Genomic DNA, 15,022 nt, shown 5'->3' on the forward strand with positions numbered 1-15,022 from the left:
ATAGTCCTCCTTTCATTTATATTTTAATCGATATAAATTACCCCTGTCTTACTTAAAATCTCCACTTTGTTTTTTGCATCACCAATGGTTCCTACTTTTATTTTTTCTGTACTTTTATCTTTCTTAAATCCTTTTAAATCCACTATTACGTCAGCCGAATTACTTTTAGCCATAAGCTTCAATGATGCCGGGACACCTTTATATCGTACGCCAATATCCCCTGATTTTGTTTCTACAAATAATGATTTTCCTTCTGTCATATCTTTCAGTAATACTTCCCCAGATGTTGAAGTGATGTTCATATTTTCGTTTTTTACATTTTTTACATAATTATCACCAGTAGTGGAAGTTATATTTACTTCTTGTAATGAACCATCTTTTAACATTAAATCTCCACTTTCGGATGTAAATTCACCCTTCTCTGCCGATAGTCCTGTAATCATTCCATCTCCAGATTTTCCTTTTGTCACGATGCTTTTTACTACTATATCGTTTATTTTCACATCACCCGATTTATTATTTAATACAATTTTATCTATTTCTTTCTTCGGAATAGCTATAGATATACTATTTTTCTTCCTAAACGTAAAACCATAAAAAAATCTGTTCACCTTTTGCTTTTGCTTAATCACAAGTTTATTTTCATCATTTTCTATTTTGACGGGATCTATCTCTTTATCTGCTTGTTCACCTTGAGCGGAAATTACTATTTTATTAGCGTCTGTACTTTTAAATTCAAGATTCCAGTTTTCAATGTCTACTTCTATTGCTTTTATATTATTTATCTCAAAAGACTTTTCTTTCTTAAAATCTTTCCCCTGAAATACCTTAATACCAAAAACTACACTAGCAATTGTAATGAATAATATTGCAATTACTATTATTTTTTTCACCATTTATACCCCAGTTCGTTGTTGTTTTAGGCTTACTTCACGCCACATCTATCTTGTCAATTTTACGAAACGATAGATAGCTAATGAAAATTCCTAATAAACAGAGCACGATTGGGATAGCTATAAAATCAAACATACTTACTTGACCGTTTCCAGGACCAAAGTTACCACTAATCAGCATACCAATTATTACTGCCGAAGTAATCGTTGTCGGTGTCGATTTCTTTCTCATTCCAAAAAATAAAGGAATTAAACTTATACCAGATATCATAAATGCACTTATAATAGTACCTGGAACGATAGCTATTATTTCACCTATCGTAGCTGGTGTTTCAATCAGTCCCATCATTGGACTCACAAAATATACGAGCAAACTAATAATGAAAGTCGCGATAATGGTACTCACAAAACAAAAACAAAAAACAATTGTTAATTTCGCACTCATTAGCATTTTCCTTTGAAGCGGATACATAAATGATAGTTGTATCGTTTTATTCTTATACTCATCAATTACTAAACGTGATAAAATGACCGAACTAAAAATAATGAATGTTATCCTAATAAAAATATTTACTAAAGCCATATTCTGTGTGAAGTCAGAGAAGAGCATGTCTTCCTCGGCTTTCATTCCCAATGCCATAAGGCTTACTGCAGCGAAAATTGCTATAATACAAATTGCTACACTTTTAAAGTAACTAGATAATTTATGTTTCTTCCATTCGAGCTTCATTAATTTAAACATATAAATTACGCCTCCATTCTTTATATACCTGTCTCTACGCTGCTAACATTCTAATTCCAGCAGTAACGAAGCTTAACATTCCTATCACTAGTACAATGAACAACCATTTCCGCTCTGGTTTTCTATAATATAAAATTCCACTTATTAGCATTACGATAAATCCACTTACCAGGTTCAGCCACAGTCCATTAAGCATGAATACCCTCTCCATCCATTACATTTAAGAAATATTCTTCTAAGGAACTATGTTTCTTATTAATACTTTCAATTTCCACATCGTTCATAATAAGTGCTTTTGAAATGGCCTGCTGAGACGCTGACGTATCATACACACGAATCATGGTTCCACTCATTATTTTGTAGTTTTTTATACCAAGTTTATCTTCTAAAATATAAGCTGCACGTTTCACATCAGGAACAGTGATTTCAATGTACTCTGTTTGTTTTCCGTTAATACTCTTCATTGAAACTTCTTTTATTAGTTTTCCATTTTGAATCACACCAATTGTATCCGCCATTAGTTCCATCTCACCTAAAATATGACTAGAAACTAATAATGTAATACCGTATTCTTTGCAGAGCATTTTAAATAAGTCTCGTAATTCTTTAATACCAATTGGATCTAAACCGTTAATTGGTTCATCTAAAATGAGCAATTCTGGCTTTGTCACGATTGCCCTTGCAATACCGAGTCGTTGTTTCATTCCTAATGAAAAATCTTTTACTTTTTTATTATCTATCCCTTGTAGTTTCACTAAATGTAAAGCATGGTCAATTGCATTTTTATCGTAGTAGCCCATATATTCACAATGCAGGTCTAAGTTTTCTTTCGCCGTTAATTTATCATAAAAGATTGGGTATTCAATAATTGTCCCCATTCTTTTTAATACTTCATAAGATGTATCTGTTAATTTTTCACCGAAGATTTCAATATCACCACTCGTCGGTTTTATTAAATTTGTAATCATTTTCATAATCGTTGTTTTACCAGCACCGTTTGGTCCTAAAAAACCGTAAATTTCTCCTTTTTTCACATGCATGTTAACACCGGAAATAACTTCTTTCCCTTTAAACACTTTCGTTAACTGGTTTGTTTTTAATATATATGTCATGTTACTTTCCCCTTTCGCAATACTCTATATTTCTATAATAGACAACGGAAATCTCTTTTTTCTTACCCGTTTCTTACAAATTCCTTACGCTGAAAAAAAGCTTGTAGAATCTACTGCTCTACAAGCTAAAACTGCATCTTTGTTAATACAATTGTAAAAATTGTTTTTTCATACGGTTTACTAGAAAGGTGAATTTTTCCGTCCATCGCTTCCACAAGCCGTTTCGTAATCGTTAATCCTAGACCGCTTCCTTGGTACAATCTATTTCTTGAATCTTCAAGTGTGTACATACGCTCAAATACTTTATCAATATGAGATTCATCAATCCCTTTTCCTTTATCCCATACGTCTATATACACACTCGTTTCATCATCTCTTAACGTCATACCAAGTGCCTTTCCATCGTCTCCATATGTAATCGCATTTGATATTAAATTATTCAATACCCTACCTAATACTTCTACATTTCCAAGTGCGTATATATTTCTTTCTGGTATATCAATATGAACCTGAAAACCTTTCGTCGTCACTAAATCATAAAAAGATAAAATCTTCTCGCGGCAAACTTCATTCATATTTACTTTTGTCATTTCAATTGCTTTGTCACCAGATTCTAATTTTGCCAAGTCAAAAAACTTATGAATTAACTCCATCACTTCTAGTGTTTTCGTATGCACTTTTTCAAGTAATATTTGTTGTTCTTCTTTATTTATCGTTTTATCCTTATTTAACATTTCTGTATATCCAAGAATAACTGTTAGTGGTGTTTTCAAGTCATGCGAAATATTTGAAAGCATTTTTCTCATCGAAATTTCTACTTTTGCATGATCTGCATTCGTTTTCTGTTTTGCATCTAATAATTGATTAATTGCCACTAATAATTTTTGCAATTCTAGATCATCTGTCATAACGAGTAACGTCTCGCCTGTTTTGTCATTTACAATACTTTCTAACTTTTCATATGTGTATCGTAAATTTTTACTACTATTTTTTCTCATTCTATATTGCATATAAATAACACATAACAATATAAAAATAATACCTATTAACAAATTGACCATATTACATCACTTCCAACTTATAGCCGATGCCCCATAACGTTTTAATATATTCTGGATTAGATGGATCACTTTCGATTTTCTCACGCAATCTTCTCATATGAACATTAATAACGTTATCATCACCGTAATACTCTTCATTCCAAACTAACGTATATATTTGCGCTTTTGTAAATACACGATTTTGGTTCTTTACGAATAGCTTTAAAATCTCAAATTCTTTTAAAGTAAGTTTGAGAGGCTTCCCGTTTTTTTCAACTGTAAAATTAATTGGATCAATTGTTAAATCACCAATTTGAATCATTTTTTCTATTGTTTCTGTAGCCGAGTATTTCGTAGACCTCCGAATACCTGCTTTTACACGTGCAGCCAATTCAATCATAGAAAACGGCTTACAAATGTAATCATCTGCTCCAAGTCCTAATCCAACAGCTTTATCAACATCTGTATCTTTTGCCGACATCATTAAAATCGGAACTGCACTTTTTTCACGAATAATACGTACAACCTCTAATCCGTCTAACTTTGGCATCATTATATCAAGGATTACTAAATCAAAAGATGATTTAAAAAAGGCTTGCACCCCTTCTTCTCCGTCAGACGCAATCGTAACTTGAAAGCCTTCCTTTATTAAATACTTTTCCACCATCTCTTGAATTGAAATATCATCTTCCACTAATAAAATATGATGTGACATATGTCTATCCCCTTTTTACAAACATTAACATGCTAATTGTATCGTAACGAATGAACACTGTGAAGAATAATATGAATTTTCAAACCAACTTCCCTTCCTTCCATAACAATGATATGATGAAATTTACTACGATAGTTCATAATTAACTTTATATAAAGGAGACTTATCATGTCAGAAAACAAAAAAGTAAGCTTAGCTGATTTAATGCGCGAACAACTTGCAAAGAAAAAGCAAGGTAACGGTAATGGTCAGAATGCCAAAAACCAAAGCCAAGAAACAAAAAAATTACAAAACCAACAAACGAAGAAAACAAACAACCAACGTAGACGTACAGGTGTATAAATGAACGGACAAAAACGTTCTAATATCGCACCCGGCCTTGAAGTTGATATTGTATTAAAACAAGATCAACGCACCGGCAAATTAACACGTGGAATTGTAAAAGATATTTTAACAAACTCCCCTTCCCATCCGCATGGCATTAAAGTACGATTGCAAGACGGGCAAGTCGGTAGAGTACAAAATATCGTTCAATAAGAAAAGGAGCTCAAGTAAACTCGAGCTCCTTTTCTTTATTACCCTTTAATTTTCTCGATGAAAACTACTTTTAAATAGTCTCCTTCTTTAAATTGATCAATGGTACGGAAATCTTCTGGTAAAGAATGTTCTTCTAATATTTTATATTTGCCATTCATTTCTTTAAATGCCGTATCGATAAAGCCTTTAAACTTTTTCATATCGAACGCACTACAATTTGTAGAAGCAACGATAATCCCGTTATTTTCTGTAATAGCAATTGTTTCTTTTAATAAATTTTTATAATCTTTTGCTGCACTAAATGTATATTTTTTTGATCGGGCGAAGCTTGGAGGATCAAGTACGACCATATCAAATTTCATCTTTTTCTTCGCTGCATATTTGAAGTAAAGAAATACATCTTCTACAATAATATCTTGTGCTTCATAATCAACTTCATTGACACTAAACTGCTCAATTGTTTTACTTAAACTACGATTTGCAAGGTCAACACTCGTCGTTTTACTCGCTCCGCCCAGCGCTGCAAATACAGAGAAAGCACCTGTATAAGAGAACATATTTAACACTGTTCTTCCCTTTGCATATTTATCACGAATTTGTTTTCGAACGTTACGTTGATCTAAAAATACACCAACCATTGCCCCGTCGTTTAAATAAACAGCGAAGTTCACACCGTTCTCTTTTACGATAAGTGGAAACTCACCGCGCTCTCCTGCTACGAAATCATCACCTTCAATGTATTTCCCTTTCGTATCAAAACGCTTTTTCTCATAAATGCCTTTAAAGTTTGCTACTTTTTGAAGAGCTGCTATAATCTCATCTCTGAAAGTGTAAATCCCTTCACTATACCAACTTACTACGTAGTATCCGTCATAGTAATCAATAATTAATCCGCCAAGACCATCACCTTCACCATTCACCACACGGAATGCTGTCGTATCACTTGATTTATAAAATTGTTTTCGTTTATGTAAGGCTGATTTGATTTTACTTTCAAAGAAAGATTGATTAATTTGTTCACTCTCTTTTCTCGTTAAAATCCAGCCGTATCCTTTATTTTGTTTTCCATAATAACCTTTTCCGACAAAGTTGTTCTTCTCATCTACTACTTTGATGATTGTCCCTTCTTCACGAACATCGTTTAAATTTTGAATTGCATCTTTTAAAATAAGTGGATATCCACTTTTAATTTCTTTTATAAATTTCGGTTTTATTTTTATAGTTACTTCTGATCGCATATAATAACTTCCTTTCCATTTGCATGCTTTCTCTATAGGAAGCATTTAAAAAACGAGCCTGAAAAAACAGCCTCGTTTCACTATACCATATTATTGCTTTGCTAGTACAACTCGCTCATTCTCGCACTTAACCGCCACATATTTACTACGTTTTGAAATGGAAATCTCACTGTCCAAAATAATAGAAAAAAATTATATATTTCACATTTACCATTGACAATGATAATGATTTTCATTATCATTTAATGTATATGAGTTCTTGAAAATATAGCTACATTTATAGGAGGAATAAACATGATTATTGTTACAAATACAGCTAAAATTACAAAGGGAAATGGACATAAATTAATTGAGCGTTTTAATAAAGTAGGTAAAGTTGAGACGATGCCAGGCTTTTTAGGTCTAGAAGTTCTTTTAACGCAAAATACAGTTGATTATGATGAAGTAACAATTAGCACTCGCTGGAATGCAAAAGAAGATTTCCAAGGTTGGACAAAGAGCGCCGCATTTAAAGATGCTCATTCACATCAAGGCGGGATGCCAGAATATATTCTTGATAATAAAATTGCTTACTATGATGTAAAAGTTGTACGTATGCCAATGGCTGCAGCACAGTAAAAACAGTTCTTTTTTAAAGTATAGAATATGAGGAGCGTTATCTATCACTTCTCATATTCTATACTTTTTTCTTTAATTTCTTTTTACTAATTTTGCATGTACAACTAGCCTTCCAGCCTCTGGATCAAGCGCATAGTCACAAGTAGAAAGTGTTACAACTTCATCATTAGCCGTCAATTCCGTATCCGTTTTGTACAGTGATTTTTCTTGAATTTCCTTTAAGAACGATGTATATGCTGCATCATTTTCAAAATCCGTTTCAATGTAATAAAAGTCCGTTGTTGTCGTGTATACTGAAAAAACTTCAACGTCGTATCCTTCAAATAATGTATCGTAATATAATTTACGATGGGACATGAAAAAGTCTTCGTCCAACATCTTTTTTAAACTACCAAACATAGAACCGTCTTTCATACGATGACCATATAAAATCGTATTGCGATTTCGAGATTTCACATCATTACGATGGTCCATAAAAATGCTGCCCGCTCTCATATCTTCACCTTTATAATTACGAAATAAATAGTAATCATTATCTTTTGCTTGAACGATTGGATAATTAATTTGTGTATCATCCATCGTAATCCATCCGACTATCTCTGGATTAATTTTCTGGAGATCCTGAAACTGTTTACGTACCTCTCCATCTTCTGATTTTTCTTCCATTGGACTTCTTTTATAAATATGTTGTGCCTCAGCCATTACTTTACGATTTTCATAATAATCCATGAAAATCCCGCCCAACTCATACATTGAATAGAAAAAGATTCCTAAAAACACAATTGTAAGTATACGTTGAAAAAAAGAATTCTTTTTCCGTCCTTTCTTACTATTCAAATTATCACCTCAAAACGGATTATGCTCAGCCTTTAGATTCCCATAGGTACCATGTACAATCCGGTATCTTCATCCTGCTTTACAATGACATCTACACCATATATTGCTTTAACCATTTCTTCTGTTATTACATCATTAGGATTACCTTTCGTAATGATCTTTCCATCTTTCATAACGATAATATGGTCGCTATAACGAATGGCTTGATTAATATCATGTAATACCATTACAATCGTTAGCCCATACACTTCATTTAACTCTTTCACTAACTCTAATATTTCTAGCTGATAGTAAATATCTAAATATGTTGTCGGTTCATCTAAGAAAAGCATTGGTGTATTTTGAGCTAATGTCATTGCAATCCAAACTCGCTGCCTCTCTCCACCAGATAAAGCATAGATTGGCTTATCACGCTTACTTTGTAAATTCGTACATACTAGTGCGCGCTCTATCGCTTCTCTATCTTCATCTGTTTGCGGAGAGAAAATATTTTTATATGGCATACGCCCAAAGCTTATTAGCTTTTCCACTGTAATATCTGCTGGAGCCTCATTTTGTTGATGGACAACTGCTAGCTTTCTAGCAAACTCTTTCGGTTTATATTCACTAATCGCTTTCCCATCAAGTATTACTTCTCCACTGCTAGGAACGTGATTTCTAGACATGACACTAAGTAATGTTGATTTCCCGCATCCATTCGGGCCAATGATTGTTGTAATTTTCCCAATTTCTATTTCACTACTAACAGACTTTAAACGATTTGTTACGTTATCGTATGAAAAGGTTACATTTTTAATTTCCATGAACTTTATCACTCTTTCTAAGCAAGAATATTAAGAATGGACCACCAATAACCGCCATAATTGTTGCTGCTGGAATTTCGTTAGGTGGCACAATTAACCTTCCAATCGTATCCGCCGTCAAAATTAATAACGCGCCTGCAAGAGCAGAAAATGGAATTAATACTTTATGGTCTGAACCGACTAATTGTCTTGAAATATGCGGAACTAGTAATCCTACAAAAGCAATAACACCTGCAATCGCTGTTGATACTGCCGCTAAGAGTACTGCAATGGCAGAAATAATAAGACGAACTCTCGTCACGTGCAAGCCTAAGTTTTTCGCAGTCTTATCTTGTAGCGATAATAAGTTACACCAAGCTCCTACGAACAGAGCAAGAATAAGACCAATCGTTCCATAAGTCACCATTATTTCTACATCGCCCCACGTCTTCATTGTTATGTTAGAAGTCGTCGTTTGCTTAATACTCTTAATAAAATACCCACAAATCGTAACGAATGATTCATTTAATCCAGTAAACATCGCATTAATGGCAATACCAATTAAAATAATGCGAAGCGGGCTTAACCCTGACTTCCATGAAAACGAATAAACGAGATAACACGCAAACGCACCACCTAAAAAGGCGAATACGGGTGTCCAGAAAAAGAATTGCGGGAACAACGTAATAATAACGAGTGTCATAAAACTAGCTCCTGAAGATATACCGATTACCCCAGCATCAGCGAGTGGATTCTTCATAACAGCTTGAAAAAGCACCCCTGAAACAGCAAGAGCCGCTCCAGTGAACAGCGCAATAATAATACGCGGGAAACGTAAATCTTTAATGACTTCAACATCTTCATTCCCACCTGTAAATATCCCTTGCACAAGTTCAACAATACCTACTTCTAAACTCCCTTTCATCGCTGACAATGATGTCATAACAATGAGCAATGCAGTAACAATGAGGAAACTCCAAGTTTTTTTATTCATTCTGCTCTTCCTTTATATTAAAATGCATCACGGATACATCATTTTTTTCAATTCATCTAACGCTTCAATTGCTGCTAAATTGCCTGTCGTTCCAAATAAACGCTCTTCTAAATCGTATACACGGTTATTTTTAACCGCAGCAAAGTGTTTCCAAATGTCATTTGTTTTAAATTCTTTATCAAACATTTTTACAACTTCATCAGGCATACCATGAGCTGCTCGTAAAATAATATCTGGATCAGCTTTCTTTAAATACTCTGTATTAGAAGCTAAATATTCTACTTGTTCACCTTGCACAATATTTTTACCACCTAGTTGTTTCACTAAATCTCCAATATAAGAATGCTCTGTTGCTACTAAATAACTGCCCGGCACACCTAATAAAATTAGCACTGTCGGTTCTTTCTTTCCTTTTACTTCCTTTTGAATGCTAGCAACCTTTTTATCTAACTTAGTTACTACTGCTTCAGCCTGCTTTTCACGTCCATATTTCTTACCTAAATCGCTAATAGAACTTTGCATATTTTTTAAACTCGTTAAATCTAAAAAGTTTGCTTTCATACCCACACCATCAAAAACTGGCTTTAATTCATATTCAAGTGTTGTCACAGATAACACTTCTGAAGGCTTTAATGACTTTACCTTTTCCATATCTGGACTCATTGGATTCCCAACTTCAGGTAAACCTTTATATCGCTTCGGTAAAGTTTTAGAACTTGTTGGAACGCCGACTAAATCTACTTCTAACGCATCCATAATTTCAGTAACAGCCACTGTTGTTGCAACAACGCGCTCCTTACTCTCACTCTTTACCTGCTTTGCTGTTTCTTTTTTTGGTGATGAGCACCCGGCTATACTCATTAACAAAATGATAGCCATTAGTACACTTACGATTTTCTTCACTCTCAATCACCACTCCCTTCCATACAATATGAAACAAGTCTTGATGCACGCGAACATGCATCAAGACTCCAAAAATTACAATCTACCTGCTCTATATTTACGAACTAGTAAAGCAAGTGAACCTAGCAGTAACACCATGTATAAACCAAGTTGTGCTGTATCTGCAGTTTTTGAGTTTTTCTCTTTTTTCGAATCATTTTTTGTATCTTCTTTTTTCTTCTGACCATCTGCATTTCGGTTAAAATCAGGAGTACCTACTGTTTTTACATTATCTACTTTCGGTGTAGTCACTGGATTTTTCGGTTCATTTTTCGGTTCCTCTTTAATAGTTCCTAACGCGCCGATATTATTTGTATCAAATTGAATTTGTACATCGTAGAAATGATGGTAGTTCATCTCATCGATGTCTACCTTTACTTTTGCATTTAATTTTTTAAATAGATCTTCTACTTCAAACTGTACTACTCGCGTATTTGCATTTTTATCTTCGCTTACTACTTTCGCATCAGCGAATAGTTCCTTGTTTTCCGTTTGGAATTTCGTAATCCACGCACTATTTTTCAGCGTCATCTCAATGTATTTTTTACCATCTTTTACGATTAATTTCGCTGGATTTACAACATAGTCATTCATCTTTGAAATCTCATCTGTTTTATCTTTTAATACTTTAAATGTAATATCATATTGGCCATCTACTAAATTTTTCGGATCAACTATTACTTTCGGGTTATTATTTCCACCTTGGTTTCCATTCCCACCTTGGTTTCCATTCCCGCCTTGGTTGTCGTTTCCTCCTTGGTTGTCGTTTCCTCCTTGGTTCCCTAAAGCTTTAATACTGTCTTGATCAAATACAAATTGAACATCGTAGAAATGGTGATAATTCATTGAATCAATATCTACTTTTACTTTTGCATTTAATTTTTTAGACAAATCGTTTACTTCTACTTCTACTACTCTTGTATTTTGTTCTTTATTTTCACTTAACACTTTTGCATTAACGAAAGAACCATTCTTCTCAAATTCAAATTTCGTAATCCATGTACTATTTGTTAATGTAAACGATACGTATTTCTTACCATCTTTTACTTTTAATACACCTGGGCTTTTTGTGTATGTGTTCATCATTGAGATTTCATCTGTTTGATTTTTTAACACTTTAAAGCCAATGCTGTATTCACCATCTTTAAGAGCTTTTGGATCAATTGTTGTGTTATTATCTTGGTTGTTATTTCCGCCTTGGTTGTCGTTTCCACCTTGGTTGTCGTTTCCACCTTGGTTGTTATTTCCACCTTGGTTGTTATTTCCGCCTTGGTTGTCGTTTCCACCTTGGTTGTTGTTTCCACCTTGGTTGTTATTTCCGCCTTGGTTGTCGTTTCCACCTTGGTTGTTGTTTCCACCTTGGTTGTTGTTTCCACCTTGGTTGTTGTTTCCACCTTGGTTGTTGTTTCCACCTTGGTTATCTAACGGCTTAATGCTACCTTTATCAAATGCAAATTGAATATCGTAAAAATGGTGATAATTCATTGAATCGATATCTACTTTTACTTTTGCATTTAACTTTTTCGATAAATCTGGTACTTCTACTTCCACTACGCGTGTATCAGCTTTTTTATCTTCACTTATTACATTTGCATCAACAAATGAACCATTTTTCTCAAATTCAAATTTTGTAATCCAAGAACTGTTCGTTAACGTAAAGGATACATACTTCTTACCATCTTTTACTTTTAGCACACCTGGACTTTTTGTATATGTGTTCATCATTGAAATTTCGTCTGTTTGATCTTTTAATGCTTTAAAATTGATGCTGTATTCACCATCTTTAATTGTTTCAGCATCTGGTTTTTTATTTTCATCTGGTTTTTCTGCTTCCGGTTTTTCTACTTCCGGTTTTTCTACTTCCGGTTTTTCTACTTCTGGTTTTTCTACTTCTGGTTTTTCTACTTCTGGTTTTTCTACTTCTGGTTTTTCTACTTCTGGTTTTTCTACTTCTGGTTTTTCTACTTCTGGTTTTTCTGCTTCCGGTTTTTCTACTTCTGGTTGTTTCTCTTCATTTTTAATTTGTTCAAGTTTATCTTGTTCAAATAAAAGTTGTACATCATGCGTTTGCTTATAATTTCTTGATGCCATTTCGATAAATACTTTTGTATTTAGTTTTTTAGATAAATCGTTTACTTCAAACTCTACTACTCTTGTATCTTTTTCCTTATCCTCACTCACTACTTTTGCATCAACAAATGCGCCATCTTTTTCCGTTTGGAAATTTTTAATTAATGAGCTACTTTTTAGTGTTACAATTGCTTTTTTCTTACCGTTTTCTACTTTTAATACTCCTGGATTTACCATGTAAGTATTCATCTTAGATTCTTCATCTGTTTGATCTTTTAATACTTTAAATGGAATGCTGTACGCACCATCTGTAATTGTGTTAGAATTTGGTTGTTGATCTGGGTCAGGCTTTTGGTCGGGCTTCTGACCTGGATCGGTAGTTTCATTTGGATCTGGCTTATTAGCTGGGTCCTCTTTTTCATTTGGTTTTTCTACATGAATTGGTGTAATGCTATTTTGATCAAATGCAATACGAACGTCGTACTCATGATGATAATTTAAAAAATCAATATCTACTTTTACTTTTGCATTTAATACCTTCTCTACATCTTCTACATCAAATTCTACTACTCTTGTGTCTTTTTCTTTATCTTCACTAATTACATTTGTCGCAACTAGCTTACCTGCTTTTTCTGTTTCAAACTTCGTAATCCATGAACTATTCGTTAATGTAAAGGATACTTTCTTTTTCCCATCCTTCACTTTTAAAGTTCCCGGGCTTACTGAATATTGATTCATCATCGATTCTTCATCTGATGTATCTTTTAAAACTTTGAAGCCAATTGAATATTCACCGTCAGCCAACTTGGTAGCTGCTTGAACTGCAAGTGGTTGTAATGTTGATACGAATGTAAATATCATTAAAAACATAGCAACAATAATTTTTGTATACCTGTTCAATGGAACGACTCTCCCTTTTGAAAATTATTTAATACTGTTCCCATCAAATACAAAGCGAATATCATACGAAGCATTATAATTAATAATTGGAATATTAATTTTCACCTTGCCATTTAGTTTTTTTGACAAGTCAGCAACTTCAAATTCTACAACTCTAGTATTATCTTTTTTGTTTTCACTTAACACGGTTGTTTCTACAAATTGACCATCTTTTTCTACTTGGAAACTTTTAATAGAAGCACTATCTTTCACTTTAAATGAAACATATTGTTTTCCATTTTTAACTGTTAATGTTGCTGGGCTTTCAAAATAACTATTCATTCTAGACGATTCATCTTTATCGCCTTTCCATACAGTAAAAGCAATATTATATTTTCCATCAGCTAGTTTTGTAGCAGCCTTTGCATCTTGTAAACCTAGTGTTGCGATAAACGTAAATAAAACAGCAAATACGGCAATAATCATTTTAAATTGTTTAAACATATATTCATCACCCTTCAAAAGATTTATTTACTCAATTTCACTTTACGAATTAAGAAAGCACCTGAAATAAGAATTAACGCTGTAAACAATCCAATACGTGCTTCATCGCCTGTTTTTGGGTTATCTGTTTTTTCAGCTTTTACATTTTCATTTTTTGTTTCTTTGTTCGCTTCTTTAGCTGTTTCCTTACTCTCTACTTTTGTTTTCTCTTCTTTTACTTGTGTATCTGTTTTCGCTTGATCATTATTTTTTGTTGTAGCAGCTACGCCGTTATCGCCACCTACAGCTTTTACATTTGCATCAAAAGCAAAACGAATTGTGTAGTGGTGGTCATAGTTTGCATTTGGTACAACAACATGAATTTTTACAGCTGCTGGTTTGGATAAATCATCTACTTTAAACTCTACTGTTCTTTTATCTGCCGATTCATCTTTACTAACAACTTTCGCATCAACAAAATTCCCGTTCTCTGGTGCTTTAAATTCTGTAATCCAAGCACTATGATTCATCGGAACTTGTACTCTCATCTCACCGTTTTTCACTATTAATTTTGCTGGCTTTTCAAAATAGTCATTTGCCATTGAAGCTGAATCATTTTCCGCTTTTTGAATTACGTAATTAATATCGTAAGTACCATCAGCTAGTTTTGCTGAAGCATTCCCGTATGGCATTACAAGAAAAGCTAGCATACATACGAACGTTATAATAAAAGCGGGTAATACAGAAACCTTTTTCATTTTTCTTGTTTCCTCCTTGGTTATCTTTCACTTCACTTTTTGAAAATGATAATTATTCTCAATTTATAAGAAAAAAAATAATCTCTTCTACCTATTATTTAATTAGCATTCTTTTATGTAATATAAGTATTATTGATTATCATTCTCATTGAATGTTAAAAATAATATCTCACCCTATTCCTTATATGAAGGCATAGAAACTGAGAAAAAATTTCAAAACTTATTTATTGATTATCATTCTCAATATAAATCAAAAAAAATAAACTATCTCTTCTCCTCTTCTTTCACCTCTTCCCCCTAACAACACTTTAGTTATAGAAAACCCTTTTCCCTCACTTCCCTTCCAATATTTCCACAACTAAGTCAATCTTAGCCTACTCAT

The 15,022-nt window shown here is 33.4% G+C and carries 17 protein-coding genes; 3 read left to right on the forward strand and 14 right to left on the reverse strand.

Translation table 11 applies throughout. The annotated features are described in order from the left end of the window. Positions 1 to 23 precede the first annotated feature (23 nt). From N2V79_RS22200 to N2V79_RS22225, 6 genes are all read right to left on the reverse strand, one after another. Positions 24 to 896 (reverse strand): DUF4097 family beta strand repeat-containing protein, encoded by an 873-nt coding sequence (locus tag N2V79_RS22200; protein ID WP_340720219.1) that lies wholly within the window; start codon positions 894 to 896, stop codon positions 24 to 26. Between the two features lie 34 nt (positions 897 to 930). Further along, positions 931 to 1,635 carry an ABC transporter permease gene (locus N2V79_RS22205; protein ID WP_000475542.1) on the reverse strand — a complete coding sequence of 235 codons (705 nt, stop codon included), beginning with the start codon at positions 1,633 to 1,635 and terminating at the stop codon, positions 931 to 933. Positions 1,636 to 1,669: 34 nt separating this feature from the next. Next, positions 1,670 to 1,831 carry a hypothetical protein gene (locus N2V79_RS22210; protein ID WP_000931813.1) on the reverse strand — a complete coding sequence of 54 codons (162 nt, stop codon included), beginning with the start codon at positions 1,829 to 1,831 and terminating at the stop codon, positions 1,670 to 1,672. After that, positions 1,824 to 2,747 (reverse strand): ABC transporter ATP-binding protein, encoded by a 924-nt coding sequence (locus N2V79_RS22215; RefSeq protein ID WP_043938371.1) that lies wholly within the window; start codon positions 2,745 to 2,747, stop codon positions 1,824 to 1,826. The genes N2V79_RS22210 and N2V79_RS22215 overlap by 8 nt, the downstream gene beginning before the upstream one ends. 125 nt (positions 2,748 to 2,872) lie before the next feature. Next, positions 2,873 to 3,808 carry a HAMP domain-containing histidine kinase gene (locus N2V79_RS22220; protein ID WP_061660443.1) on the reverse strand — a complete coding sequence of 312 codons (936 nt, stop codon included), beginning with the start codon at positions 3,806 to 3,808 and terminating at the stop codon, positions 2,873 to 2,875. 1 nt (position 3,809) lies between these two features. Continuing rightward, positions 3,810 to 4,502 carry a response regulator transcription factor gene (locus N2V79_RS22225; protein WP_075719095.1) on the reverse strand — a complete coding sequence of 231 codons (693 nt, stop codon included), beginning with the start codon at positions 4,500 to 4,502 and terminating at the stop codon, positions 3,810 to 3,812. A 168-nt stretch (positions 4,503 to 4,670) separates the two neighbouring features. Between N2V79_RS22225 and N2V79_RS22230 the strand changes: the two genes are divergently transcribed. Then, on the forward strand, positions 4,671 to 4,844 hold the full coding sequence (locus N2V79_RS22230; RefSeq protein WP_001293578.1) for a hypothetical protein: 174 nt from the start codon (positions 4,671 to 4,673) through the stop codon (positions 4,842 to 4,844). After that, on the forward strand, positions 4,845 to 5,039 hold the full coding sequence (locus N2V79_RS22235; protein WP_001014310.1) for a YwbE family protein: 195 nt from the start codon (positions 4,845 to 4,847) through the stop codon (positions 5,037 to 5,039). A 38-nt stretch (positions 5,040 to 5,077) separates the two neighbouring features. Here the strand turns inward: N2V79_RS22235 and N2V79_RS22240 are convergent, their stop codons facing one another. Next, positions 5,078 to 6,277: a class I SAM-dependent rRNA methyltransferase gene (locus N2V79_RS22240; RefSeq protein ID WP_053563583.1), complete on the reverse strand. Its 1,200-nt coding sequence runs from the start codon at positions 6,275 to 6,277 to the stop codon at positions 5,078 to 5,080. 294 nt (positions 6,278 to 6,571) lie between these two features. Here N2V79_RS22240 and isdG point away from each other — a divergent pair, with 294 nt between their 5' ends. Beyond that, positions 6,572 to 6,895, forward strand: coding sequence for a heme oxygenase (isdG, locus tag N2V79_RS22245; protein ID WP_000587818.1), 324 nt, complete (start codon positions 6,572 to 6,574; stop codon positions 6,893 to 6,895). A gap of 72 nt (positions 6,896 to 6,967) precedes the next feature. Here the strand turns inward: isdG and srtB are convergent, their stop codons facing one another. The 7 genes from srtB to isdC form a co-directional block, all read right to left on the reverse strand. Further along, complete coding sequence (gene srtB / locus N2V79_RS22250; protein WP_069356274.1) at positions 6,968 to 7,732, reverse strand: class B sortase; 765 nt, start codon at positions 7,730 to 7,732, stop codon at positions 6,968 to 6,970. A gap of 32 nt (positions 7,733 to 7,764) precedes the next feature. After that, entirely contained in the window at positions 7,765 to 8,535 is a 771-nt protein-coding gene (locus tag N2V79_RS22255) for an ABC transporter ATP-binding protein (RefSeq protein ID WP_053563581.1), read from the reverse strand. Then, positions 8,525 to 9,508, reverse strand: coding sequence for a FecCD family ABC transporter permease (locus tag N2V79_RS22260; RefSeq protein WP_001036841.1), 984 nt, complete (start codon positions 9,506 to 9,508; stop codon positions 8,525 to 8,527). Before N2V79_RS22260 ends, N2V79_RS22255 begins: the two co-directional genes overlap by 11 nt. Positions 9,509 to 9,535: 27 nt before the next feature. Further along, positions 9,536 to 10,417: a heme ABC transporter substrate-binding protein IsdE gene (gene isdE, locus N2V79_RS22265; protein ID WP_001264109.1), complete on the reverse strand. Its 882-nt coding sequence runs from the start codon at positions 10,415 to 10,417 to the stop codon at positions 9,536 to 9,538. A gap of 69 nt (positions 10,418 to 10,486) precedes the next feature. Further along, positions 10,487 to 13,420 carry an NEAT domain-containing protein gene (locus N2V79_RS22270; RefSeq protein ID WP_340720220.1) on the reverse strand — a complete coding sequence of 978 codons (2,934 nt, stop codon included), beginning with the start codon at positions 13,418 to 13,420 and terminating at the stop codon, positions 10,487 to 10,489. Positions 13,421 to 13,444: 24 nt separating this feature from the next. Further along, positions 13,445 to 13,903, reverse strand: a complete 459-nt coding sequence (locus N2V79_RS22275; RefSeq protein ID WP_000476164.1) for an NEAT domain-containing protein — start codon at positions 13,901 to 13,903, stop codon at positions 13,445 to 13,447. 23 nt (positions 13,904 to 13,926) lie between these two features. Continuing rightward, on the reverse strand, positions 13,927 to 14,640 hold the full coding sequence (gene isdC / locus N2V79_RS22280) for a heme uptake protein IsdC (RefSeq protein WP_069356277.1): 714 nt from the start codon (positions 14,638 to 14,640) through the stop codon (positions 13,927 to 13,929). Positions 14,641 to 15,022 lie beyond the last annotated feature (382 nt).

This window comes from Bacillus sp. CH_70 (assembly GCF_038007045.1).
GTDB lineage: Bacteria > Bacillota > Bacilli > Bacillales > Bacillaceae_G > Bacillus_A > Bacillus_A cereus.

Excerpts from the sequence above, each read along its gene's own strand:
- N2V79_RS22215 (WP_043938371.1), bottom strand. The coding sequence starts at position 2,747 with ATGACATATATATTAAAAACAAACCAGTTAACGAAAGTGTTTAAAGGG.
- N2V79_RS22275 (WP_000476164.1), bottom strand. The coding sequence starts at position 13,903 with ATGTTTAAACAATTTAAAATGATTATTGCCGTATTTGCTGTTTTATTT.
- N2V79_RS22235 (WP_001014310.1), top strand. The coding sequence starts at position 4,845 with ATGAACGGACAAAAACGTTCTAATATCGCACCCGGCCTTGAAGTTGAT.
- isdG (WP_000587818.1), top strand. The coding sequence starts at position 6,572 with ATGATTATTGTTACAAATACAGCTAAAATTACAAAGGGAAATGGACAT.
- N2V79_RS22230 (WP_001293578.1), top strand. The coding sequence starts at position 4,671 with ATGTCAGAAAACAAAAAAGTAAGCTTAGCTGATTTAATGCGCGAACAA.
- N2V79_RS22240 (WP_053563583.1), bottom strand. The coding sequence starts at position 6,277 with ATGCGATCAGAAGTAACTATAAAAATAAAACCGAAATTTATAAAAGAA.
- N2V79_RS22200 (WP_340720219.1), bottom strand. The coding sequence starts at position 896 with ATGGTGAAAAAAATAATAGTAATTGCAATATTATTCATTACAATTGCT.
- N2V79_RS22205 (WP_000475542.1), bottom strand. The coding sequence starts at position 1,635 with ATGTTTAAATTAATGAAGCTCGAATGGAAGAAACATAAATTATCTAGT.
- isdC (WP_069356277.1), bottom strand. The coding sequence starts at position 14,640 with ATGAAAAAGGTTTCTGTATTACCCGCTTTTATTATAACGTTCGTATGT.
- N2V79_RS22255 (WP_053563581.1), bottom strand. The coding sequence starts at position 8,535 with ATGGAAATTAAAAATGTAACCTTTTCATACGATAACGTAACAAATCGT.
- N2V79_RS22210 (WP_000931813.1), bottom strand. The coding sequence starts at position 1,831 with ATGCTTAATGGACTGTGGCTGAACCTGGTAAGTGGATTTATCGTAATG.
- N2V79_RS22260 (WP_001036841.1), bottom strand. The coding sequence starts at position 9,508 with ATGAATAAAAAAACTTGGAGTTTCCTCATTGTTACTGCATTGCTCATT.
- N2V79_RS22225 (WP_075719095.1), bottom strand. The coding sequence starts at position 4,502 with ATGTCACATCATATTTTATTAGTGGAAGATGATATTTCAATTCAAGAG.
- N2V79_RS22220 (WP_061660443.1), bottom strand. The coding sequence starts at position 3,808 with ATGGTCAATTTGTTAATAGGTATTATTTTTATATTGTTATGTGTTATT.